Genomic DNA, 22,428 nt, shown 5'->3' on the forward strand with positions numbered 1-22,428 from the left:
AATAGATTATTCGGTATTAGCCCCGGTTTCCCGGAGTTATCCCAAACTATAAGGTAGGTTGCCCACGTGTTACTCACCCGTCCGCCGCTAACGTCAAAGGAGCAAGCTCCTTCTCTGTTCGCTCGACTTGCATGTATTAGGCACGCCGCCAGCGTTCGTCCTGAGCCAGGATCAAACTCTCCATAAAAGAAATTTGATTAGCTCAAATTGTTTTGCTGGCATCATGTTTGATGTCCAAAATTTTGTTTCGTTCACTAACTCAAGGTTAGCTACTGAAAACTTTATTGATTACGTTTTGCTTGTTCAGTTTTCAAGGTTCATTGTGTTGCTGTTTTCTCAGCAGCAACTTTTATATAATATCATGTCGTAAACTCGCTGTCAACAACTAATTTATTTAATGTAGATGTTGTTTTCAGTAGTTATCTTAACGACTTGTATAATATTACTCTCTTAATCTAAAAAGGTCAACACTTTTTCTCAAAAAAATTAAAAGTTTTTATTTCATTAAGAAACTTCCTATTTAATAGCACTTCAAAAAATTTAACAAGAAAAGCTAGAACACAACCATTTTCCTTTCTTTTTATTGGTCCAAGTATATAAAGCCCAGAAAATTTTACTGTCCGTAAAATTTTCCGGGCTGCCTATTATTTAACTAAAGCTTTGTCTCAACCACTTAAATAACAATCTATCTTATACTGCTAATCAAACTTCATCCCTTTTAATAAATCTGCGAACGCATTATTAATCGGTTCAGCTTCTTTTTCTTGCTGCTTCATGTATTTTTGCACGCTACGTTTATCTACTTTGCCGCCACCTTCTTTTTTACGACGGGCTTCAAATGCAGATAATTTTTCACGATAACCACATTTACATACGAAGATTTGACCATCACCTTCACCACGAAGCTCTAGTTTTTTCTTACATTGCAGGCATCGTGCGTTTGTAACACGTGATACGTTTTTACGATGACCACATTCACGATCTTGGCAGACAAGCATTTTACCTTTTTTACCGTTGACTTCAAGCATTGGCTTGCCACAATCCGGACAGGACTTTGTTGAAATATTGTCATGCTTGTACTTTTTATCGCTCCCTTTAATTTCAGCAACTATTTCTTGCGTGTGCTTTTTCATTTCATTGATGAACACGTCTTTTTTCAACTTCCCTTTTGAAATGAGCTCAAGCTTTTGCTCCCACTCGGCTGTTGTCGCAGGAGAACGTAATTTTTCAGGCACTAAGTCAAGTAACTGACGACCTTTGGATGTAATGTAAATTTCTTTGCCGCCACGCTTTTCGATTAAGAATGAATTAAATAGCTTTTCAATAATGTCTGCACGTGTTGCGACTGTGCCTAATCCACCAGTCGATTTCAATGTATCCACAAGCTTCTTATCGTTCGTTTCCATATACTTCGTAGGATTTTCCATAGCCGACAGTAATGTTGCCTCTGTAAAACGTGCTGGTGGCTTTGTTTGACCAGATGTTTGGGCAATTAGCTTTGTCTTTAACACTTGGCCTTGTTCTAAACGAGGAAGTAATTGCTCTTTAACATCATCCGTCGATTCCTCATCATCAAAACGATTTTGATATACTTCTTTCCAGCCAACTTTTATAACTGTTTTCCCTTTGGCAATAAATTTCTCATGACCAATTTGAGCTTGTACAGTTAATTGCTCATATTCTTGTGCTGGGAATAATACAGCTAAAAATCGTTTTACTACTAAATCATAAATTTTACGCTCTTTATCATTGAACGCAGAAAAGTTCACATAGCCCTCAGTTGGAATAATGGCATGGTGATCAGATACTTTACTATCATCTACAAATGATTTATTCGCTTTAATCGGCTTTGTTAAGATTTTATTCGCGAATGTACGATATTCACCGATACCACATGCTTTTAGACGCTCAGGTAATGTGCCGACAATATCAGATGATAAGTAGCGAGAATCTGTACGAGGGTATGTCAACACTTTATGAGATTCATATAGCTTTTGCATAATATTTAATGTTTCTTTTGCAGAAAAACCAAATAATTTATTGGCATCTCGCTGTAATTCTGTTAGATCATAAAGACCTGGGGCAAATGATTTTTTAGGCTTGCGATCAACCGAAGCTATTTTTGCATCTTGATTGCCTAGTCCTTTAATAATAGCGTCAACTTTCTCTTTATTGAAGCTACGTGAATTACCATTTGCATCTTGCCATGTAAGCTTTAATGAATCTGTTTGCGCTTCAATACCGTAATACGTTTGTGGTTTGAAGTTTTTAATTTCATCTTCGCGTGCAGCAATAATTGCAACTGTTGGCGTTTGAACACGGCCACAATTTAGCTGCGCATTAAATCTTGTCGTTAAAGCACGTGTCGCGTTTAAACCGATATACCAATCCGCTTCAGAACGGGCAACTGCAGCAGCATATAAATTATCGTAGTTTTTACCCGGTTTTAAATTGGCAAATCCTTCTTTAATCGCTTTATCTGTGACAGATGAAATCCATAAACGTTTAATTGGCTTTTTCACATTTGCTTTGTCAATAATCCATCGAGCAACTAATTCACCTTCACGCCCAGCATCAGTAGCGACAATGATTTCATTTACATCATTACGAGTTAACTGTGATTTGACCGCATTATATTGCTTACCCGTTTGCTTCATAACGACTAGCTTCATTCGTTCTGGCAACATCGGAAGATCTTCTAAATTCCACGATTTATATTTATTATCGTAGGCTTCTGGATCGGCTAATGTTACTAAATGCCCTAATGCCCAAGTAACTATATATTTGTCACCTTCTAAAAATCCATTCCCTTTTTTATTACATTTCAAGACATTTGCTATATCACGTGCAACTGAAGGTTTTTCAGCAATAACTACACTTTTAACCATATATTCGTACTCCTTTACTAACTATGTAATGTCTAATATACCATAAGTTCGGGGCAGCAATTGCTTTAGAGCCATCTACTTAATGTCAATCATAGTCGCTGGTGTTTGAACATCCGCTGAAAAAGTTAAAAAAGCAAATCCACGCTAATTGTGAGTTTGCTTTTTCTATGCTTCAAAAAAATGTTTACGACGAACTGCATACTCAAACTCTCAAAACATATGTTGAGTTAACAGAATGTTCACGAAATCGAAAGGGGATGAATGAATGGATGCTCGAACTTTCAGACCTCGGAATGTGATTTTTATGACGATCGTTGTTTTTGTATCAATGTTAATTGGTTACGGTATATATATTAATTTTATTGATGTTCCCTTCCCATGACGGTCTTACTTCTTTAACTGAGTTAACAGGTATGTTCTATTATCTAGTATGCGCTGATCTTTTGGCTTATATTTACGTGCTACCTCATTATGCTGATGTGCATTTTCAAAGAGACGCAAGCGATTGTATAACAAGCTTAACTGGAAATGCGGAAGCCATATGGAATAAGCATGCTTTTGAATGCCCATCGTTTGTTCTTTAGGCTGTTGTAATGCTTGTGAATACCAGTAAATAGCCTCTTTATTTTTCATTTGTTCCATAAAAAAATGACCGATTCGACAGCATGTTTCTGGTCTTGGTCGATCATATAACAATGATTGTAATACAGCTTGTGTTGCTTGTTTTGTATCATTTAGCTGTTGATAGCAATCCGCTAAATTTAAGCAAGCTTCGATATGTTCGTCAGCAGTACCTTTTGCAGAATCAAGGAAACTATTATAGTGATTGATCGCTTCTAAAAATCGTTGATGCAATTTTAGTTCATTTGCGTAATGAAATGTTTCTCTAGCTGAAAATGGGTGCCCGTCTTTCTTTAAACGCTCATAAATAGTAATATTGCGATGAATATCACTTTTTCTTGGTAAATGCGTAACGGCTATATCGCTATGATAGAGCTGGCCTGTTACATCTAAATACTCATGGACGGCACCCTGCCACTGAAAATTACGTGCACGTTTTACGAGACGCAATCTTTTTTCACTTGATTCTACACAACCATCTGCATCGAGCGTTACATAATAATCCATGGAAACAGCATCGACGTTAGGATGATAGAGCGATTGCTTAAGTTGTAGAAATTTTCGCTGATGCTCTGTTGTGATTACGTCATCTGCATCGAGCCATAAAATAAAATCTTTCGTAGCTTGCTGAAAGGAAAAGTTACGGGCTTTAGCAAAGTCATCACACCAGGTAAAGTCGAAAATTCGAGAGGTATAGCTTCGGACGATATCTTTTGTACGATCAGTTGAGCCTGTATCAATAATATTGATTTCATCCACTAGATGTTGAACGGAATCTAAGCATCTTTCAATAATACATTCTTCGTTTTTGACAATCATACATAAACTAATCGTAAACATCGTTCCCCTCCTTTTTTGTAATAATATATGCGAGCTTAAAAATTTATAGAGGTCTTTTACCATTTTATCGCCTTACTTTTTGAATTTATCGCCATTCACCTAAAAAGAGTATGACTTCTCGGCAAAACGAGGGGTTGATTTCCGTTCCGACTGGGCGCTTTGTAGCTGTCGCACAGAAAACATCCGCTTCGCTCCAGGATCTCGGGCCAACACGAGGTTGGTCACTAAGGGGTTATCACAGGACGTGATGTTTTTAGCCTTCGTTCCTCTATATCGCTGATCCCCAAGGAGTCGCCCAGTCGTAACGAAGATCAACCACTTCACATAGCGTGGATCTTTTAGACAATATCACAAAGATATCCTTGACCATTTTTCCATCACTATGAAAAGCAAAAAACGAACGCTTTACACGTTCGTTTTTGTTTTATAAGTACTTCTTACGCCACTCTAGTTGTTCTTTTTCTGTGAGCTGTTGTTCTAGGTGTGGATCCCATTGATTTAACAACGCATTCCATACACGAACGAACATAATATCTTGTTCTTTATCGTGAAGGACAAATTCGAGGCATGGGCTATCATTAATTTGTTTAGCGTCGGTTTGCACAATTTTTGAAACTATTTTTTGTGAAGCTCCAACGCCAGCTTCTTCGCCATCCTCTTGCTGTAACGCTTCTATTAACATAGCTTCGTCGAATTGTTCCTGCTTCTCGGCCTCTTCATCCACATAACGATAGAGCTCTGGTAGATCATCATATTCTTCGATATTGCCCTCATCGACAGCAAGAAATGCAAGATGGCATGGGCTATAGTAAAGGTTAGCCATTTCTTCATCTAGCTCCTCCTCGAAGATGCCACGTTCCAGTTGCTGCTGTCCTTTAGATGTTAATCGATAGAAGCCTTCCTCTTGCTCAATCAGACTTACTCGAGACATTAATGATACTAAATCCTCAAGAAATAATGGATCGACGAGCAATAACTCACTTAAATCTTGCGCACTTGCAAAATCTGCTTCCTGTATGCTGATTAACAGCATAGTCATCAAGACATCCATAGTGGAACGACGAACGGGCTCATAGGTTACTTCTACTGTTCGAATCGGGATGCACCATTCATCGGTTTTGACGATTTTAATATTTCGATTTTGCTGAAGTTCACGCATTAAGCGCTGCTGCAGTTTTGACAATCTACATCACCTGTCCTTCATGATTACGCATGCCGTTATAGGATTTCACTGTATCTAACAGATTGCTGTACATCTCTCGTGTATCTTGATGCTTCGCACGTTTAGTAAACATTTCAGCACTTCCGACAAGTAGTAATAGCTCACGGGCACGAGATAAGGCAACGTTTAAGCGTCGGTAATCTTTTGCAAAGCCAACGTCTCCCCCTTTAGGTGTATTACGCACCATACTTACTAATATGACGTCCATCTCCATACCTTGGAACTTATCGACTGTCCCGGTTCTAATATGAAGGTGTGGTAGCTGTAATTCCTGTTGCAGAAGGCGATTAATTTTCTTTACTTGCTCCCCGTAGAAGCTAATAACTCCAACGCTTTTTTGTGCATCTTGAGGCATGCGTCCGGCTGCTTTAGCTTCGATAACAGCCTTATTCAAATCAGTTAAAATGCGTCGAATAGTTTGTAATTCACCTTCATTATAACGACTCGTTCCGCCCTTTACCTGCTCCTCTAAATAAGGTTTTTCGGTCGGAATATCGACCCATAGCAAATGATCATCTCGGCTAACAAATTGTCCCTCTAAGCAATGGTCTCGCGCTGCATCTGAATCTGGTAAACCACATTGCAAGCCATTTTCCTCTTTCGCGTAAAACGGTGTAATACTATGCATAATTTTCTCATGCATTCGGTACTGCAATGCCAGCATTTGCTTATGCGTTTGCGGTAAGTTATTAAATAAACGTTCAAACAGCGATTCACGCAGCAAATTTTTTAATTCTTGCGCGCCGTCAAAGTTTGGATTTTCATCGAGCATCGCCTTTAATGTTTCTTCCAACGTATCATCTCCAAGTAATGGAGGTAGCTGATGATGATCGCCCACTAATATAATTTTCTTACCTTTCAGCATTGGCAATAATAGCTCTGGTGGCGTGGCCTTTGATACTTCATCAATAATGACAACATCAAATGTCGGATAGTTCTCCATAAATTCCTTGCTTGCTGAAGCCACACATGTTGTACCGATCACATTCGCGTGACGCACATATAATTTTCGAATTTCATCTAAATCATATTCAGTAGCGTTTTGCAGCTTGTCACGCCATTGCTCTTGTAATTTTTTTCGAAGAGGAAGCTGCTTCTCCTTGCGCTGTAATTCCTCTATCGCTACTTCGGAGGATGCAATTGCTTCCTCTACCTCCTCAGAAGTGCGCTCCGGTGTTGACTGTAGGAGTTTCGTGCAAGCTGTGAGCTGCTTCTCTTTCTTTAACCCAGCTATATTAATTTCTTTTATATTTTCCTCTACTTGTGTGAGTTGCTGTTCAATCTCTTGTAAGCTAGTCTGCGCTGTTTGAAGTGCCGCTTTCTTTGGTAGGAGCTGTGTATTAGCCTGCTCGACTGCCTCCAGCTGTTGACGTGTTGTTTGAAGAGAAGATTTCTCTTGCGATACAAGTATTTTCAAATGCTCTACAGACTCTTCTGGTTCAGTATCCATTTGAAATGTCTCAGCTAGTTGCTGAAGTCGTTCTGTATGCTGTAAATACGGCTGCAATTGTCGCTGTATGCTTTGAACGTCAAAGCTTGTAATCGCACATTCTTGATGTATTAAGCCACCAATACCTTTACGTAAGGACTCAAATTCCTGATTTTTATGGTCTTGTTGTTGTTTCAGCGCTACACCTTTTTGCCAAACAAAATCTCGACGCATATATAAACCGAGCAAGAAACTCTCAAGTTGCTCGGTAGATGGTGTTTGATCATTTTGAAAGGCTGTATTAAGCTGGGCAAAAACACCTGTTAGATTTTGCAACGAAAACGATTGAACAGGCTGCAATTTGCTTTTAGCAAGGGCACGTTCTTTTTCTTCATCCGATACTAACGCCTCAAGCTTTGCGATCGCCTTTTGTAGACGTGAATTGATAGTTGCCCATGCGTCTAAATCTTTAGCATCCTCTAAATGCTGTAAACGACTTATTTGCTGTGACAGCACATAAGACGGGCGAATTTGATAGTGCTGTAAAAATCGTTCGATTCGCTCATAAGATGTTAAATTACTGATGTATTTTTCGGCTTCCTTCATTAATCGAAGGCGATTATTTTCCTCTTCATATTTCAATTGGATATCTTTGAACTGCACTGCTAGATGCTGCTTTTGCTCTTGTAGCTCCTTAAATTGAGCAGCTGCTTCCAATTGCTCCATCTTTTGAGTAGTTTCTTCTATAGTAAGCTTCAGTTGCTCGATAGACGGACTTTCTGCAAGAGTCTGCTCAAGCGTTTTTACAGCAGGTTCGATTTGCGCCAGCTGTTTTCCGTAATGCTCTTTATGTGCCTCGTTCTCCTGCTGCTCGGTTTTTGCAGCCTTTAACTCTTTTTTTAACGCTTGTATTTCTTGCTGTAAAATGGGCTCGTCAATTGCGGCCTGTTCTTTTGCAGCTATTTCCTTTGTAATCTCCTCAAGCCATGCCTCAAGCTTTTCTAGCTCTTCTTCAGCCTTGGTAATACTAGATTTTAGTTCCTGTTCACGTTCTGTAAAGGCTATGATTTCCTCTTCTATTGCTGCGAGAGTTTGCTCACGCCACTGAAGCGCAACATTTTCCTCAATAAATTTTTTACCTTCTTCTTCAATGCTTTCCGTTCTACCATAGCGTAAAATTCGAATTTCTTGATTGGAAAGAAGTCGTCCTAAGGCATTATCTACAGCTAAATTTGATTGTGAAGCTACAAGTGTTTTTAAACCAGCCTTCACATTTTGCTGACAAATTTCAGAAATAACGGTTGTTTTCCCTGTGCCAGGAGGTCCTTGAATGACAAACAAATCTTCTACAGACAACGCGCCTAAAACAGCTCGTCGCTGATATTCGTTTAAATTATTGTGAAAATCAACATCTTCTCGTAGCTTGGATGTTCGAACTGTGGGACGCTTTTCAAATAGTATAGTCTCTAAATTAGGGTTAACGGCCTCGCCTTTTTCTAGCTTTGTAAAACCATTGCGTAATCGTCTAATTTGACTCAATGTCGCAAAATTACTAAAGCTCGCTTGCTTCGAACGAAGGTTAAGCTGACCTTTACGTGCTAAATCTTGCACAAAAGGCTTTAAGTCAATTTCTATTGTCTGCTTCCCTGCATTAGACTTTAATACTTGTCCAATTTCACCGCGTACTCCTTGAATGTTCACACTTAACCCTTCAAGTTTCTTCCATTCCTTCGATTTTATATAAGGGCAGACTATAGTAAGCCTAGAAAAATCTTCATTAAAATAGCTTTGTTTAAATTCTGTATGAATGTCATCAACTGTCGCATCACGTTCTTGAATTTTTAAAAAGCCTTCCCAGCTCGAGATACGCTTTTTCACATATTCTGTGCGCTCCTCGGCTATAGGTAGTTGTCTTATTTTTGTATGAAGATCAAGCGGAATCCCTGCTCCATTATTAGGTCTTGTGACAAATTGTAATGCCGCTGGTAAGCGACGATTTGTATTGATGGGGCCTCGCATATGTACAAAGCGTAGATTTGTAGCTAGCAACCCTTCAGCCTTTAGCACACAATCCATAATGGCTGTTTTCTCAGCAAGGACGTCCGTTAACTTTTCATTTTGCTCTGCATTAAAATAAATCGATAAAAACGTCTCACCAATTGTTTTAGCTTTACGCTTTTCGATATAGACGGTAAATCCTTTTTGCAAGGCAAAAAAGGCATGCTCATTTGCTGAGCATTCCTCTACCGCTTCCTTCGCCTTATTCGTCAATATGAGATTACAGCGTTGTTTTTCTAGTACAGCGATGTCCTGCATGAGCAGCCCTCCCTTCCGATTCACTAAAATTATATTTTATCACATCGCAAGAGGATACTTGAAAAGAAAAATCCCCTGCACAGTGATTTCCTTCCACCGCACAAGGGATAAAGATCTTATTAATGTTGATCAATCGGTTCTTTCGGCAATGTTTTGCTCATTTCACAATATTGCACAAAAACACGAGCCAATTCACGTAAACGATTATGAACATCTTCGTCTACAATATTATTATCCGCATCAAAATGAGATGTGTGTGTGTATACATAGTTCGGAGTCACAAGTGCACGGAAGTAGTCTAAAATTGGCTTTAGCTGATTTTCCACTACTAAATGGTGTTGATATGTGCCACCATTAGCCACGATAGATACTGGCTTATAGCGCATTGTTTTTGGATGCAAGAAATCAAATGCATTTTTCAAAACGCCCGGAATCGATGCTTGGAAAATCGGTGTAGCGATAATATATGCATCCGCTTCCTCAAACTTTTGAATCATTTCCTTCATATCATCATTTAACGGTGAACCATCTACAATTTGATGCTTATATTGACTAAAATGCATAATTTCTAATTCGAAACTAGCATCTAATTCTTTAATATATTGCTCCACTTGCTCTAAAATAGCACCAGTTTTACGACCAAACATCGTGCCATCAACGAGTAAAATTTTCATTTTCTTTTTGCCTCCACATTCATCTTCTACAATAATATTGTAACAAATGAAAAGAGGCACGAAAAGATTTGTAGTAGTTAAAACCTTAAATTCAGTCTTTAGGCGGAATGTGGTCTACACAAGAAATATCGCTTAGGAATAAAGACAATGGTATGGCGATTACTTGTTATTAAAATAATATTTGGCTCATAACGTGGGGTTGATTTCCGCTCCGACCGGGCGCTTCGTAGCTGCCACTTTGCTTTCGCTGCAGAAAACATTTGTTGTTGCTGTCGCTTCGTTTTTGAACAGAGCAAAGCTTCCTTAGGGCGTCCGATGAGCCGCTTCGCTTCGCTACTGGCGGGTATTCGCTCTGCTTCCGCGGGTATTCGCCTTGCTCCCGCAGGTATTCACCTTTATTTATCCCTACGATGTTGGAAATTTACCTCTTTATCTACAACTGTTTCCTCTATTTTATATTTATCTCGATTAATCACGACTTCTTGATTTACTTTATCTCCTCCAGCGCTGATACTCGATAATTTGCGTTTCTCCCAATTAAATAAATTTTCTCTTGAAACGTCCTCATTCTGCGTTTCGGGAAAATCTAATTGAGCCAATTCCTGTGATGGATAAATGGTAACCGGCTGTTTATCGCCGTACAATGCAATAACGATCATTGCCTTCGCAACTTGGGAAGCTTCTATAGCTCTTGAACGCTTTAATGGTCCCACTAATAGTGGTTTTGCTAACTTTAAAACCTTCTCTCCCGCCTTTTCACCTAAGCGAAACTCTTCTCTCTCTCCAACCAATAAAGATGGGCGGATAATAGAAAGTCTTTGTAAGCCTAGCTCCATAAGATCGTGTTCAAGCTTTCCTTTTACTCGATTATAGTAAAATGGAGATTTTTCATTTGCCCCCATTGCTGTAATAACTAGCATATGTGGGATTCCTCGTTTTTTGGCTAACGAGGCAATCGTTAGTGGATATTCAAAATCAACTTTCTCAAATTGCTCACGAGATCCTGCCTTTTTTTTTGTTGTTCCTAAACAACAATAAAGCTCATGTGCAAATTCGAGATCTTTTTCCTCTAAAGTATCTAAATTACGAATTTTCACTTCTAGCTTTGGATGCGTAAATGCCGGCGCTCTTCGTGCAATTACCATAACTGAAACATATTCATCATTTTCACATAATTGTTCTACAAGAGAGGTACCTGTTAATCCAGTAGCCCCTACAACAATTGCTGCGCGCATTCCCATTAGTTGTACCCCCTTCTAAGCTCAGTTGCTCCAGAAACCATATTGCCGGAACAAAGCTTCTATTTTTGCTAAAAAACTAAAACAATCCTATATGTATTTTCCCGCAAACTCTACTTTCTTTATCGGTCAAAAAAGGAGCTCTTACTCATTTAATTTGTAGAAGTTTGAAAAACTATTTAGAGCTATAATTTATCTAATCCTAATTTTTTACACATACTTGCCCATCATTCACCATAATTTAAATAGACGGATGAAAGGATGGGATACATTTGCAAAACGAAACTCAACCAATGGAACTAAAAAAGACGATTGTCTTCATTATTGAAAGCTGTATTGATAAAGGGCTGTATCCTTTTGAACGGGTTGCAACGCTGACAAAGCTACTTGCAAATGAACAAGTTTTCATATTTGTAAAGACCCCTTCAAATGATGGGATTCAGATTTTAATGAATGACAATCTCTCGCCTATTTTATTTGAACATTTTGATGAGCTACCCAAGCAAATGAAAGGTATTCAGCCTGATTTAATTGTAAGAGATGGCCGTAACTCTGAAAGCTGGCAAGTACAAAATTTACGACCGTTCTGCAAATCAATCATCCATTTTGATGATTTAGGTGAGGGTGGTCAAGCCTGTGACTGTGTATTGCTAGCACTCTATCAAGAAGTTAAAGATTATTTACCCTCTCATTATATTGGTGGAAGCTTCAATTTTGTATTACCAGAAGCTTATCAAAATTTTGAGGATCGACCAGACAATAAAATACCCGAAAATCCACCTCATATCGTTGTTGCTTTTGAGGATGGGGACGAGCATAACTTAACCTACCGTACTCTTCGACACTTAACGCAGCTACAAATCCCACTACAAATTACAGTGATGATAGATGATAGCTATCGACATGCAACAGATGATTTGCAAATGATGGTACTTAGTCGTCGTAACACTGCCATTCTTCGTGATAAAAACGCACTCCTAAAACTATTACCAAAAGCAGATGTTATTATTTGTAATGCTAACTATACACCTTATAAGATCGCCTCTTATGGAGTACCTTGTATTACACTTGCACAAACTGAGGCTGAATTATTACATGCCTTCCCTCGCGAACATAATGGCTTTATTCACCTTGGACTTGGTCGCAAAATGAAACAATCACAAATTCAAAACGCTGTCATGGAATTTTTATTACATGAGGCTCGAAGTGAACGGGCTGTTAAAAAACAACGACAGCTCAATCTTGCAAGTAACAATGAAGCACTACAGTCCTTACTTTTAGATTTCGCTTACGATCGACATAATATCGCTTCTACTTAGTGATTCTTTGAAGGTGGATATGATACAATATAGAAGAATTTTTCACTTTCGTTTTTCTTTCATTACAAGAAGTGGATTCAAGCATCATAAGTACCCGATTGATAGTAACTAATAAGCGGTGGGGGATAAAAAAACCTCCATCGCTTTAACTTCTTTCAGCGGGTGTTTGGACACCCAAGAAGTTAAAGCCTCCGGCGGATGTCACGGAATCGAAAAGGAGTTCTTAGGGGATGTTAGCCTAAAACCATCGCATCCATGCGATAACGGCTAACTGACCTGCATCGTGCAGGCCTAAGCACAAAGCCGATTCCGGACACAATTATGCCGAGGCATAATTGATACGCATTCTCTATACAAAATATACACAAAAAGGAGCAATCATCATGCCATCAAAAAGTGATATTGAATATCAAATTAGAGAGCTAAAAATGGATTATATGAATTTACAAGGTGACATTGAGAAGCTTGAATCTACAGGTCATAATGATCAAGTGGCAAAAGCAGAGCAACGCCTTGCAAATATGGAAGCAACACTTGCAGAGTTAAATAAACAATTAGCAGCACTTTAATATCTAGCGGTCATGAGCCGCTACCCTCGGAGGAACATATATGGCTATATTAACAGTTGAAAATTTAGGTCATTCATTCGGTGACCGCACGCTTTTTAAAGATGTCTCTTTTCGTCTAGTTGAAGGAGATCATATTGGTCTAGTAGGTGCAAACGGTGTTGGTAAGTCAACATTAATGGGCATCATTACGGGTCAAGCAATCCATGATACTGGTAAAGTTGAATGGCTTCCAGGAACACATTACGGCTATTTAGATCAGCACACTGTATTGACAGCTGGCCGCACTATGCGTGATGCATTACGTGACGCTTTCCTTCCTTTATATAAAAAAGAAGAAGAGCTTAATGAAATTACAGGGAAAATGGCTGAAGCAACACCTGAAGAATTGGAAGAATTACTAGAGCAAATGGCTGAGGTGCAAGATGCTCTGGATGCAGGTGATTTCTATTCTCTTGATATGAAGATTGATGAGGTTGCGCGTGGTCTTGGTCTTGACGCAATCGGCTTGGACCGTGACGTTGCTGCTCTTTCCGGTGGTCAACGTACAAAAGTTTTACTAGCTAAGCTATTACTTGAAAAACCAAAAGTATTATTACTAGATGAGCCGACGAACTATCTTGATGAAGAGCATATTACATGGTTGAAAAACTATTTAAAGAACTATCCACACGCTTTCTTATTAATTTCGCATGATACAGAGTTTATGAATGAAACGGTGGATGTTATCTTCCAACTAGAATTTTCAAAATTAACTCGCTATACTGCGACTTATGAAAAGTTTTTAGAGCTTGCTGAAATCAATAAACGTCAGCATATCGATGCTTATGAAAAACAACAGGAATTCATTAAAAAACAAGAAGATTTTATTGCGAAAAATAAAGCTCGCTACTCAACTACTGGTCGTGCAAAATCTCGCTCCAAGCAGCTTGACCGCTTGGAGCGTATAGACCGTCCTGAAACAGCTGTAAAGCCTGAATTTGGTTTTAAAGAGGCACGTTCTTCTGGTCGTTATGTAGTAGAGGCTGAAAACTTAGTCATTGGATACGACAAGGACAAGCCGTTACTTCCTCCACTTACATTCGCTATTGAACGTGGGGAAAAAATCGCTCTAGTCGGTATGAATGGTGTCGGTAAATCAACATTATTAAAAACGATGTTAGGCAAAATAAATCCGCTCGATGGAAAAGTGTTTCGCGGTGACTATCTTTACCCATCTTACTTCGAACAAGAAGTAAAAGCTGAAAAAATTACACCTATTGATGATGTGTGGAATGCCTTCCCTTCTATGGAGCAGGCACAAGTACGTGCAGCATTAGCACGCGCAGGACTAAAAACGGATCATATTACTCGCCCACTTAATTCTTTATCTGGTGGTGAACAAGCAAAGGTACGTTTATGTAAGCTTATGATGGATGAAGCAAACTGGCTATTATTTGACGAACCGACAAACCACTTGGATGTCGATGCAAAAGACGAACTAAAGCGTGCCATGAAAGAGTTTAAAGGCACAATCGTATTAGTAAGCCATGAACCTGATTTCTATGAAGGTTTAGCGACAAAAGTTTGGAATGTCCAAGACTGGTTTACTTCAGGACAACAAAACTAAAAATATTATTAATGAGGGCCGCTTCCGGTATGATTTTTTTGATCATTCGGAGCTGCCTTCTTTTTTTGCTTGAAACTCATACTGGGCTTAGTGGATTATTTCACGTTGAATTTTAATAGAATATCTTTCTTCAGCCTTTCTTTGAACGCTTTCTCTTCTGTGTTTGTTGGAATGTCCTGTGCATCGCCGCCATCTAGGTTGAACTTACCGTTGTTCATATTGATAATGCTATAGCCGCCCATGCCGTTGTTCCCCAGGAACATGATATAGCGTCTGCCTTGCTTCATCTCACGATATCCACCTACCGTAACTTTTGTTTGTTGTTTGTCAGCTTCCGTGATAATACTAACCGGTTCAATCACTTCCATTTGTGAGCCAATGTTTATTCCTTCAGGTTGCTTAATTATACGCTCGATGTTTAGTTTTGTTAGCGTATAGAAGTCTTGGAGCGTGCCGTCTTCGTACTTCGTCGATTGATGATCACGGTTAGTAAAATCATCTATAGGAGATGCGACGAGAATAATATCTGCACCTTGGCTGAGCTTATCCGCCGTTTCATACCCAATATAATTAGCTTGAATATCAACCGTATGCATACTGTCCGTTGCTGATTCGGTGACATCAACCGTATGTCGATCAGAATCAGGTGTTGTACTATTTTGAACAAAATCATGATTAACCAAAGATAATATTCCAATAGATACAAGTAAACCAGCAGCTACAACGATACCTTTTACATTTTTTCTTTTTCTTTGCCTTTCGTTTTTCGCTTTTAAAACGCCCATTGCACTCCTCTTATGAAGTTCTTTTGGGATATCAATTTTTTCAACCTCTTGTTTTATTTTATTACTCATTACCTCTATCTCCTTCAAAGTATTTATTTCTAAGTTTCTTTATAGCTCTATATAAAACCGATTTTGCGGTTCCTAACGGCATATCTAACAACTCGGCAATTTCTTTAAAGGTATGATTTTGATAAAACCTTAAAAGTACGACACTTTTTTCTTCCACCTCCAAACCATCTATCAAGTCTTGTAATGATAAAGTAAGAGGAAGATCTTCTTCTTCGGTTTCAATAAACTCCTCGTATTCTGGTCTTATTAAAACAACCTTACTATTCTTTTTAATTAAATTGATTGCACAGTTCATCGTAATTTTCATCAGCCAGGTTTTAAAATATTCTGGGTTGTTCAATGTATCTATCTTTTTAAATGATTGATATACTACTTCTTGAACTACGTCTAAAGCATCTTCTTTGTTTTTGACATATACATAAGCCACTCGATAAATTTCTACCTCATATTGCTGAAAAAGCGTTAAAAAGGCTTCGTCATTCCCTTTTTGAGCTTTTTTCACTAATCGTATAATTGTAGTTTCCCCTCTCTCCTTTTTGTCCTACCTTTATAGACAATCGAAAGTTCAAATTGGCTTAAGCTTTTTTGATTTTTTTACAAAATAGCCTGAATCGCTTTTCGAGCTGTTACTACTTGAGCAATTCGCCCCTACCCAAAGAACAAAAAAATTTATAAATCTATGCATAAAAACCTGCATCCAATCATAATAATAATGAGTGGATAAACAATATATCTATTATCTATAAGTCTGACTATTTCTCTCTCTATTAAAACTGCTCTCTTTATTCTATGAGCATCTATTATTAAGGCTTAGCAAAACTTACATCATTGTAAGCATAATTTGCGAAACTTTTCGCTCTTTTGCGCGTATATTTTAGTGTAATAAAAAAAATGTTAGTTCTAGTTAAATTTTTAAAAATAAATATTGATTTATATATAGCTTACTAGTAAGATATATGTATAACCTATTTAACTTACTAATAAGATATATATTAAATATAATCCTAAAAAAGAAAGCGGGGAATGAAGAATGACAGTTACAATTTATACACAAGCGAGCTGTTCTTCATCCAGAAAAGCATTAAAATGGTTAAAAGATCACAACATCGAATATAAAGAAAAACGTATTACATCACATCCACTAACACTTGCTGAATTTAAAGAGATTTTAAGCATGACAGAAGATGGAACAGATGAAATTATTGCAACTAACTCAAATGATTTTAAAAATTTAAATATTGATATTGATCAGCTCTCTATCCAAGAGTTGTTTGCCATCATCCAAGCTCATCCAAGAATGTTACGAAGCCCTATCTTAATTGATGAAAAACGTATTCAAGTTGGGTACAATGAGATGGACATTCGCCGTTTTATTCCACGCAAAGTACGTGCCTATGAGTTAAACGCGATGACAAGATTAGCACAAGAAAGTTAAAACAGTTTTGGAGTTGACCTTATATGGATCAAGAAAAACAAATAGCCATTACCTCGTTGTTTGAAGTAGTATCTTCCATTGAGCGTAAGTGGGCAAACGAGTGGAATAATCATAATGTACTCGGCTTTTCAAAATCCCATATTTTAATTTTAGACTACTTATCGCAGGAGGGACCAAAGCGCCCTTCTGCCATTGCTGATCGGTTAAAAGTGACAACAGGTGGTGTCACTGTTTTAACAACTAAGCTTATTAATGCTGGATTTATTGAAAAAACACAGCATGCAACAGATCGACGAGCTTCTCAATTGAAAATTACAGCTGATGGCGAAGATATTTTAGAAGAATCCCGTCAGCAAGTTAACGAACTTATACACAATATGTTTGGTATGCTGTCAGCTGAGGAAGTCCAAACATTACGTAATATTTTTTCGAAATTACTCAACGCTGAACCTAATCGATATGAGTAAACACTTCATTTTCACACCGTAAAAAGTTAGACAAGCATCTAACTTTTTACGGTGTTTTTCTGTTAGCTCAATTTTTTGGTAACCTCACCCTAAAGTTTATATTCATTTATACCTCGGCATAATTGCGTCCAAAATCCGCATTCATCTCACTAAACTGGATTTGGCGCTTTTACTTCTTCTGGAATACCACATTCATACTGTTTCCCAGCTTTTAAATTTTCAAATTCCTCCTTCGCCTTTTTAAGTACATCAGGATTTAGTAAGGAATCAAGTGCAGCTCCTGCCATTGCTTTTGCCGCATAATGCATTCCTTTCATGCCGAGTGAAGATCCAAAAGCAGCGGTTGCTTGCCAAGTATGCACTTGGATCCCATACGGAGCACAAGTTGTAAATACCTGACCAAGGGGCGCTATCCACGAAACATCCCCTAAATCGCTAGAACCTTGCATGGATTGGCGAAAAGTTTGTGGCAAATGAAATACTTGCTCCACCAATACCTCCTTACTTATTTCATTTGGTACAAATGATTGCTGGGCGGTACCTGCAAGAACAGAAGGATCTAATGAAGCCTGTAGCGCCTTTGCAAAAATAAGCTCGGCCTCTGTAAAGGATAATGGCGGTAGCTCGTTCCACTGCGCCAACATTTGCTCATTTAATGTGAGATTCGGTAATGTATCGTAACACCCTGCCTTCAGCTCCCAATGCACTTCTGTTTCTGTCATCATCGCTGCCCCTTTTGCCACCTTAATGAGTCTGCGTTCTAAATCTTTGACAGCATCACGATTTGCTCCGCGTAGGTAATAATAGACACTCGCTTTATCTGGAACAATATTCGGTGCTAAGCCACCATTTGTAATTTGATAATGAATCCGAGATCCGTCTGGCACATGTTCGCGTAAATAATTGGCTCCGACATTCGTGATTTCAACAGCATCAAGCGCACTTCTCCCTAAATGTGGCGCACCAGCAGCATGTGCTGTTCGACCTGAAAAATAAAATTCAATAGCAGTGAGTGCTTGCATAGAGAAGTTCGCTGTCACGTTAAACGTCCATGGATGCCACGTATAAACAACATCTAAATCATCAAAAACACCAGCACGTGCCATATACGATTTTCCAGATAACAATTCCTCTGCCGGACAACCATAATAGCGGATCGTTCCTTGTATATTGTGAAGCGTCATCACTTCTTTTAAGGCAACTACAGCTTCTACCCCAGCCGTTCCTAATAAATTGTGACCGCAGCCATGCCCAGGTGCCCCCTCCTCCACTGGAGAATATACCGAACTGACTTGCTGCGATAACCCTGGAAGTGCATCAAACTCTCCTAAAAATCCGATGATTGGACTCCCTGAACCCCACTGTGCATAAAAGGCAGTTTGTACATCGCCAATCGGCGTAACAATTTCAAACCCTTCTTTTTTTAGAACATCTTGTTGCAGTGAAGACGCAAATGTCTCTTCATAGCCTAACTGAGGATTTTCCCAAATTTGCTTTGCCATATGACTAAACGTTTCTTCATTTTCTTGCATCCACTCAAATAGTTGTTGTTTCACAGTTCGTATCCCTCCACAGATTTTATAGTTGTTTGTTGCTGATGGTTAACTGGTAAAGTAATAGCGATTATAGCCGCAATGACACACATGATGGCTAAAAATATAAACGATGTTTTAAAGGAACCACCCGATGCATTAATTAAATACCCCATAATTGTTGGCGAAATAATACCTGCTGCTTGTCCACCAAAATTGACGATGCCAAAAGCTGTCCCAACATTTTGCTGATTGACAACACGATGTGGCGTTGTAAATATGAAAGAGGCCATAAAAGCTACAAATATAAAGGCGATTGACTGATACGTAATAGCTATTGCTGCAGAGCCGGCTGTAGCCATGAGATATAAACAAACAGCCAGCACGGCTGCTCCGAAAATCACGCCATATTTCGAACGCCCTCCTAGCTTTGAGATGATACGCCCACTTACAATCATACCAACCATTCCAAAAATCGCTGGTATGGCCGCGATGAAGCCGACATTTTTTAAATCAAGACCATGCACTTTCATTAAATAGGTTGGCATCCAAGTATTTAAGCCCCAGTTTGCAATATTAATAAAGAAGAAAATAAGAAGTACACGCATTAAATAAGTATTTCTTAATACTTTGCCAAAAGAGCCCTTCTCTTCTTTTTCCACTTTCTCCTCTGCCGTAAAAGTTTGTGCATTTTTAGTACTCCATAAAAGAGCGATCACAAAAATAAGTCCTAGACCAGAAATTAAGAAAAATACATTGCGCCAATCCATTACTAATAATAGAGGCGCACAAATAATAGGAGCGACAGCACCACCGATCATATTGGATGACATCATCGTCGTTTGAGCATTTGTACGTTGTTCTTTATGAAAATAAATAGAAATTGCTTTTGTACTTGCTGCAGGATATCCGCCTTCCCCAATACCAAATAAAAATCGAATGAAGAGTAGTGAAGTGAGTGACCAAGCTAATCCCGTAAATGCAGTAAAAACGGACCAAAAAATAACAGCGCCAATTAATAATTTAATCGTTCCGTATTTATCCGTTAACCACCCACCAGGAATTTGCATAGCAGCATAGCCAAAGAAGAAGGCACTTAAAACAAATCCTAGTTCCGTAGCTGTTAAAGATAGGTCATTTCCAATATTGATTAAAGCTAGGCTAATAGCAGTTCTGTCAATGTATGAAACCATCCATCCAAAGAATAAAACGCCTAAAATTAAATGACTGCGGTTTTTTAGTTCGACATTCATACCTCCACCTCCCTAATAATTATCTAAATATTAAGAAAAATAAAGGACGAAATCATTAGAATATCTTACAATGTTTATAAAGTTCCATTAGAATAAATTCCGAAATTATAGGAAAGGAGTCGAAATAACAATGTTTCTAGAGGAGCATACAGAACTTATATTGAGCGACGACAATTGTAGCTTTTACATTTATGGTGCAACAAAGGAATGGTCTTTATTTTATGGGCGACCTTGTGAAATACAACCTGATTTAAAAGGAGTATATTGGGATAAAAAACAGCAACGCTTCAGTGCAAGGTTATACATACCGGAGCCAAATGAGTGTATTGTCCAAGGTATCATCTTTGGAGACTTTACAGATTATGATGAGAAATTTTTAGTTTGGCAGCTAGAAAAGACCTTTTATCAGAAAACCCTTATACGGCAACATGAGCAAAAATTAGCCATTTTACAGCTCATGGGCGCTATGAACTCAACGTTGAAAATAAAGACGCTGTTACAAACGATCATAGATTTTGCCATTTTAGCTATTCCAGTCATTGACCGAGGATTTTTAATGTTATTCAATCCTGAAATGAAGTGTTTATATACAGTAGCTAGTGCGGGTGTAACAGCGCGTATTTTTGATTATGCACCTCAATTGGGCGAGGGAATGGCAGGCTATACATTTCAAACAGGTGTATCGGGCATTTACAACTACCAAGAAACATTAGAGATTATGGGCAATGTCACAAAGCTGAATCTAGACGCATTAACGGAAGCAGCACATTTAGGAAGAATCGAGAATAATACATCGATGGCTGTTCCGATAACCTTTCATGAAAGAAAATTAGGTATTATGATTGTCCATCAATATACGAATAAACGTGCTTTTCAACAAAGTGATTTAAGACTCCTAGAAAGCTTCGCATCACAGGCTGCCGTTGCTATAAGAAATGCGGAAGCTTATGAAGAAATAGAACGGTTAAATGCTTACTTTATAAAGCAACATGACATTCATCAAATCTTTCTTAAACTTTCCTTGCAAAATGTGCAAGAAATGAAAATCATCCAAACGACGAAGGAATTATTACAATTAGATGTTCAATATATAAATTTAGCAGATCGTAAAACATTTTTACATCTAGCAGAAATGGACAAGCTCTCTGCCATTAAAAAGGACCAGTTAATTGATATCGGCTATGTCTTCCCTATTGGAAATGAAACAGAAACATTCGGGTATTTAATTATTCAGCAATTGGAGGAATTAACGAGTCAGCAACGTATGATTATAGAAAATGCGGCGATGAGCTTAACGTTAAAATCGTTACAAATACAGGCAGCTGGACAAACGATTTTTAAAGAACGTTTTGAGCTTTTCCAACAACTTATCTCTGAACGCGCCCCACTCGTTGATTCTCGTTTTGATGAATTAGGACTTGATATTAAGAAACCAACATTCGTCGTAAAATTTAAGCTAAAACAATTTTCCCATAAAAATAGTATGCAATTTATTCAACATGTGCAGCAGTATTTCAAAGATCAACATTTTATATTTACAAAACGTGAAACGGTCGTTTGGATACTACAAGGAGATACAGCTTTTCGCAAAAAAATAAAACAACAATTAACACAGGCCATCATTAGTTGGGTCCAGTTTTATCATCAACAGGTGGCAATAGGCATTGGCGATGTACATGATCATTTACTAAAGGTCGCTCAAAGTGCAGAAGAAAGTAAACAAGCACTCCGACAAGCTCTGCGCCACACACAAAAAGAAGAGGCAGTAACCATTTTTGGTTATGAAGATCTAGGTATTAATCGACTGTTCAGCAAGCAAAGCGAAGAAGAGATTGGACAATTTGTCCATGATATACTCGCTCCGTTATACAAGCTAAAGGATGAAACTTTACTGGCAACACTTCGTTGTTACACTCATCAAAATCGTTCCATTTCGAAAACGGCTTCCACCTTACACATTCACCAAAACACGCTATACCACCGACTCGAAAAAATCGAACAATTGTTAAATCGAGATTTACACAATCCAGCGCATTATTTAGAAATTCATGTAGCCTTGCATTTAAGTGAGTGACTTTAACTTCTTCCAGCGATCAAAATCCCCATCAAAAAAAGATGCATCGCAAAGTAATTTTGCAATGCATCTTTTTTGGGATTGGCCGAAC

General features: G+C 38.3%; 16 protein-coding genes and 1 rRNA gene. 6 read left to right on the plus strand and 11 right to left on the minus strand.

The window, feature by feature from the left end; all coding sequences use genetic code 11:
• The 7 genes from B1B04_RS23210 to B1B04_RS23240 all read right to left on the minus strand — a co-directional run.
• Nucleotides 1–187: ribosomal RNA gene (locus tag B1B04_RS23210) — 16S ribosomal RNA — on the minus strand; the annotation flags it as partial.
• Nucleotides 188–698: 511 nt separating this feature from the next.
• On the minus strand, nucleotides 699–2,888 hold the full coding sequence (locus tag B1B04_RS23215; protein ID WP_079563717.1) for a DNA topoisomerase III: 2,190 nt from the start codon (nucleotides 2,886–2,888) through the stop codon (nucleotides 699–701).
• A gap of 387 nt (nucleotides 2,889–3,275) precedes the next feature.
• Entirely contained in the window at nucleotides 3,276–4,349 is a 1,074-nt protein-coding gene (locus B1B04_RS23220) for a glycosyltransferase family 2 protein (RefSeq protein WP_079563718.1), read from the minus strand.
• A 424-nt stretch (nucleotides 4,350–4,773) separates the two neighbouring features.
• On the minus strand, nucleotides 4,774–5,532 hold the full coding sequence (locus B1B04_RS23225) for a hypothetical protein (RefSeq protein ID WP_079563719.1): 759 nt from the start codon (nucleotides 5,530–5,532) through the stop codon (nucleotides 4,774–4,776).
• Between the two features lies 1 nt (nucleotide 5,533).
• A complete protein-coding gene (locus B1B04_RS23230) occupies nucleotides 5,534–9,316 on the minus strand; it encodes an AAA domain-containing protein (RefSeq protein ID WP_079563720.1) in 3,783 nt (1,260 codons plus the stop codon).
• Nucleotides 9,317–9,435: 119 nt separating this feature from the next.
• Nucleotides 9,436–9,990, minus strand: coding sequence for an NADPH-dependent FMN reductase (locus B1B04_RS23235; protein ID WP_049667893.1), 555 nt, complete (start codon nucleotides 9,988–9,990; stop codon nucleotides 9,436–9,438).
• Nucleotides 9,991–10,385: 395 nt separating this feature from the next.
• Entirely contained in the window at nucleotides 10,386–11,231 is an 846-nt protein-coding gene (locus B1B04_RS23240) for an NAD(P)H-binding protein (RefSeq protein ID WP_079563721.1), read from the minus strand.
• A 269-nt stretch (nucleotides 11,232–11,500) separates the two neighbouring features.
• Between B1B04_RS23240 and B1B04_RS23245 the strand changes: the two genes are divergently transcribed.
• The 3 genes from B1B04_RS23245 (at nucleotide 11,501) to B1B04_RS23255 (ending at nucleotide 14,722) form a co-directional block, all read left to right on the plus strand.
• On the plus strand, nucleotides 11,501–12,547 hold the full coding sequence (locus B1B04_RS23245) for a PseG/SpsG family protein (protein ID WP_079563722.1): 1,047 nt from the start codon (nucleotides 11,501–11,503) through the stop codon (nucleotides 12,545–12,547).
• Nucleotides 12,548–12,930: 383 nt separating this feature from the next.
• On the plus strand, nucleotides 12,931–13,116 hold the full coding sequence (locus tag B1B04_RS23250) for an SE1832 family protein (protein ID WP_079563723.1): 186 nt from the start codon (nucleotides 12,931–12,933) through the stop codon (nucleotides 13,114–13,116).
• 40 nt (nucleotides 13,117–13,156) lie between these two features.
• Nucleotides 13,157–14,722, plus strand: coding sequence for an ABC-F family ATP-binding cassette domain-containing protein (locus B1B04_RS23255; RefSeq protein ID WP_079563724.1), 1,566 nt, complete (start codon nucleotides 13,157–13,159; stop codon nucleotides 14,720–14,722).
• A gap of 95 nt (nucleotides 14,723–14,817) precedes the next feature.
• On the opposite strand, the gene B1B04_RS23260 is transcribed toward B1B04_RS23255, so the two are convergent.
• Both B1B04_RS23260 and B1B04_RS23265 read right to left on the minus strand, forming a co-directional pair.
• Nucleotides 14,818–15,576, minus strand: a complete 759-nt coding sequence (locus B1B04_RS23260) for a hypothetical protein (protein WP_079563725.1) — start codon at nucleotides 15,574–15,576, stop codon at nucleotides 14,818–14,820.
• Nucleotides 15,569–16,078, minus strand: coding sequence for a sigma-70 family RNA polymerase sigma factor (locus tag B1B04_RS23265; protein WP_079563726.1), 510 nt, complete (start codon nucleotides 16,076–16,078; stop codon nucleotides 15,569–15,571). The genes B1B04_RS23260 and B1B04_RS23265 overlap by 8 nt, the downstream gene beginning before the upstream one ends.
• A 528-nt stretch (nucleotides 16,079–16,606) precedes the next feature.
• Between B1B04_RS23265 and spx the strand changes: the two genes are divergently transcribed.
• Both spx and B1B04_RS23275 read left to right on the plus strand, forming a co-directional pair.
• On the plus strand, nucleotides 16,607–17,011 hold the full coding sequence (gene spx / locus B1B04_RS23270) for a transcriptional regulator Spx (RefSeq protein ID WP_079563727.1): 405 nt from the start codon (nucleotides 16,607–16,609) through the stop codon (nucleotides 17,009–17,011).
• Between the two features lie 23 nt (nucleotides 17,012–17,034).
• Complete coding sequence (locus tag B1B04_RS23275) at nucleotides 17,035–17,478, plus strand: MarR family winged helix-turn-helix transcriptional regulator (RefSeq protein WP_079563728.1); 444 nt, start codon at nucleotides 17,035–17,037, stop codon at nucleotides 17,476–17,478.
• 149 nt (nucleotides 17,479–17,627) lie between these two features.
• On the opposite strand, the gene B1B04_RS23280 is transcribed toward B1B04_RS23275, so the two are convergent.
• Nucleotides 17,628–19,034: an amidohydrolase gene (locus B1B04_RS23280; RefSeq protein ID WP_346427008.1), complete on the minus strand. Its 1,407-nt coding sequence runs from the start codon at nucleotides 19,032–19,034 to the stop codon at nucleotides 17,628–17,630.
• The gene (locus B1B04_RS23285) at nucleotides 19,031–20,263 is read right to left on the minus strand and encodes an MFS transporter (RefSeq protein WP_079563729.1); all 1,233 of its coding nucleotides are present in this window, start codon (nucleotides 20,261–20,263) and stop codon (nucleotides 19,031–19,033) included. Before B1B04_RS23285 ends, B1B04_RS23280 begins: the two co-directional genes overlap by 4 nt.
• A gap of 130 nt (nucleotides 20,264–20,393) precedes the next feature.
• On the opposite strand from B1B04_RS23285, the gene B1B04_RS23290 reads away from it, so the two are divergent.
• Entirely contained in the window at nucleotides 20,394–22,337 is a 1,944-nt protein-coding gene (locus B1B04_RS23290) for a helix-turn-helix domain-containing protein (protein ID WP_079563730.1), read from the plus strand.
• Nucleotides 22,338–22,428: the final 91 nt, after the last annotated feature.

This window comes from Lysinibacillus sp. KCTC 33748, assembly GCF_002237755.1.
Lineage (GTDB): Bacteria > Bacillota > Bacilli > Bacillales_A > Planococcaceae > Lysinibacillus.

Excerpts from the sequence above, each read along its gene's own strand:
- B1B04_RS23215 (WP_079563717.1), bottom strand. The coding sequence starts at position 2,888 with ATGGTTAAAAGTGTAGTTATTGCTGAAAAACCTTCAGTTGCACGTGAT.
- B1B04_RS23220 (WP_079563718.1), bottom strand. The coding sequence starts at position 4,349 with ATGTTTACGATTAGTTTATGTATGATTGTCAAAAACGAAGAATGTATT.
- B1B04_RS23230 (WP_079563720.1), bottom strand. The coding sequence starts at position 9,316 with ATGCAGGACATCGCTGTACTAGAAAAACAACGCTGTAATCTCATATTG.
- B1B04_RS23235 (WP_049667893.1), bottom strand. The coding sequence starts at position 9,990 with ATGAAAATTTTACTCGTTGATGGCACGATGTTTGGTCGTAAAACTGGT.
- B1B04_RS23240 (WP_079563721.1), bottom strand. The coding sequence starts at position 11,231 with ATGGGAATGCGCGCAGCAATTGTTGTAGGGGCTACTGGATTAACAGGT.
- B1B04_RS23250 (WP_079563723.1), top strand. The coding sequence starts at position 12,931 with ATGCCATCAAAAAGTGATATTGAATATCAAATTAGAGAGCTAAAAATG.
- B1B04_RS23255 (WP_079563724.1), top strand. The coding sequence starts at position 13,157 with ATGGCTATATTAACAGTTGAAAATTTAGGTCATTCATTCGGTGACCGC.
- B1B04_RS23260 (WP_079563725.1), bottom strand. The coding sequence starts at position 15,576 with ATGAGTAATAAAATAAAACAAGAGGTTGAAAAAATTGATATCCCAAAA.
- spx (WP_079563727.1), top strand. The coding sequence starts at position 16,607 with ATGACAGTTACAATTTATACACAAGCGAGCTGTTCTTCATCCAGAAAA.
- B1B04_RS23275 (WP_079563728.1), top strand. The coding sequence starts at position 17,035 with ATGGATCAAGAAAAACAAATAGCCATTACCTCGTTGTTTGAAGTAGTA.
- B1B04_RS23285 (WP_079563729.1), bottom strand. The coding sequence starts at position 20,263 with ATGAATGTCGAACTAAAAAACCGCAGTCATTTAATTTTAGGCGTTTTA.
- B1B04_RS23290 (WP_079563730.1), top strand. The coding sequence starts at position 20,394 with ATGTTTCTAGAGGAGCATACAGAACTTATATTGAGCGACGACAATTGT.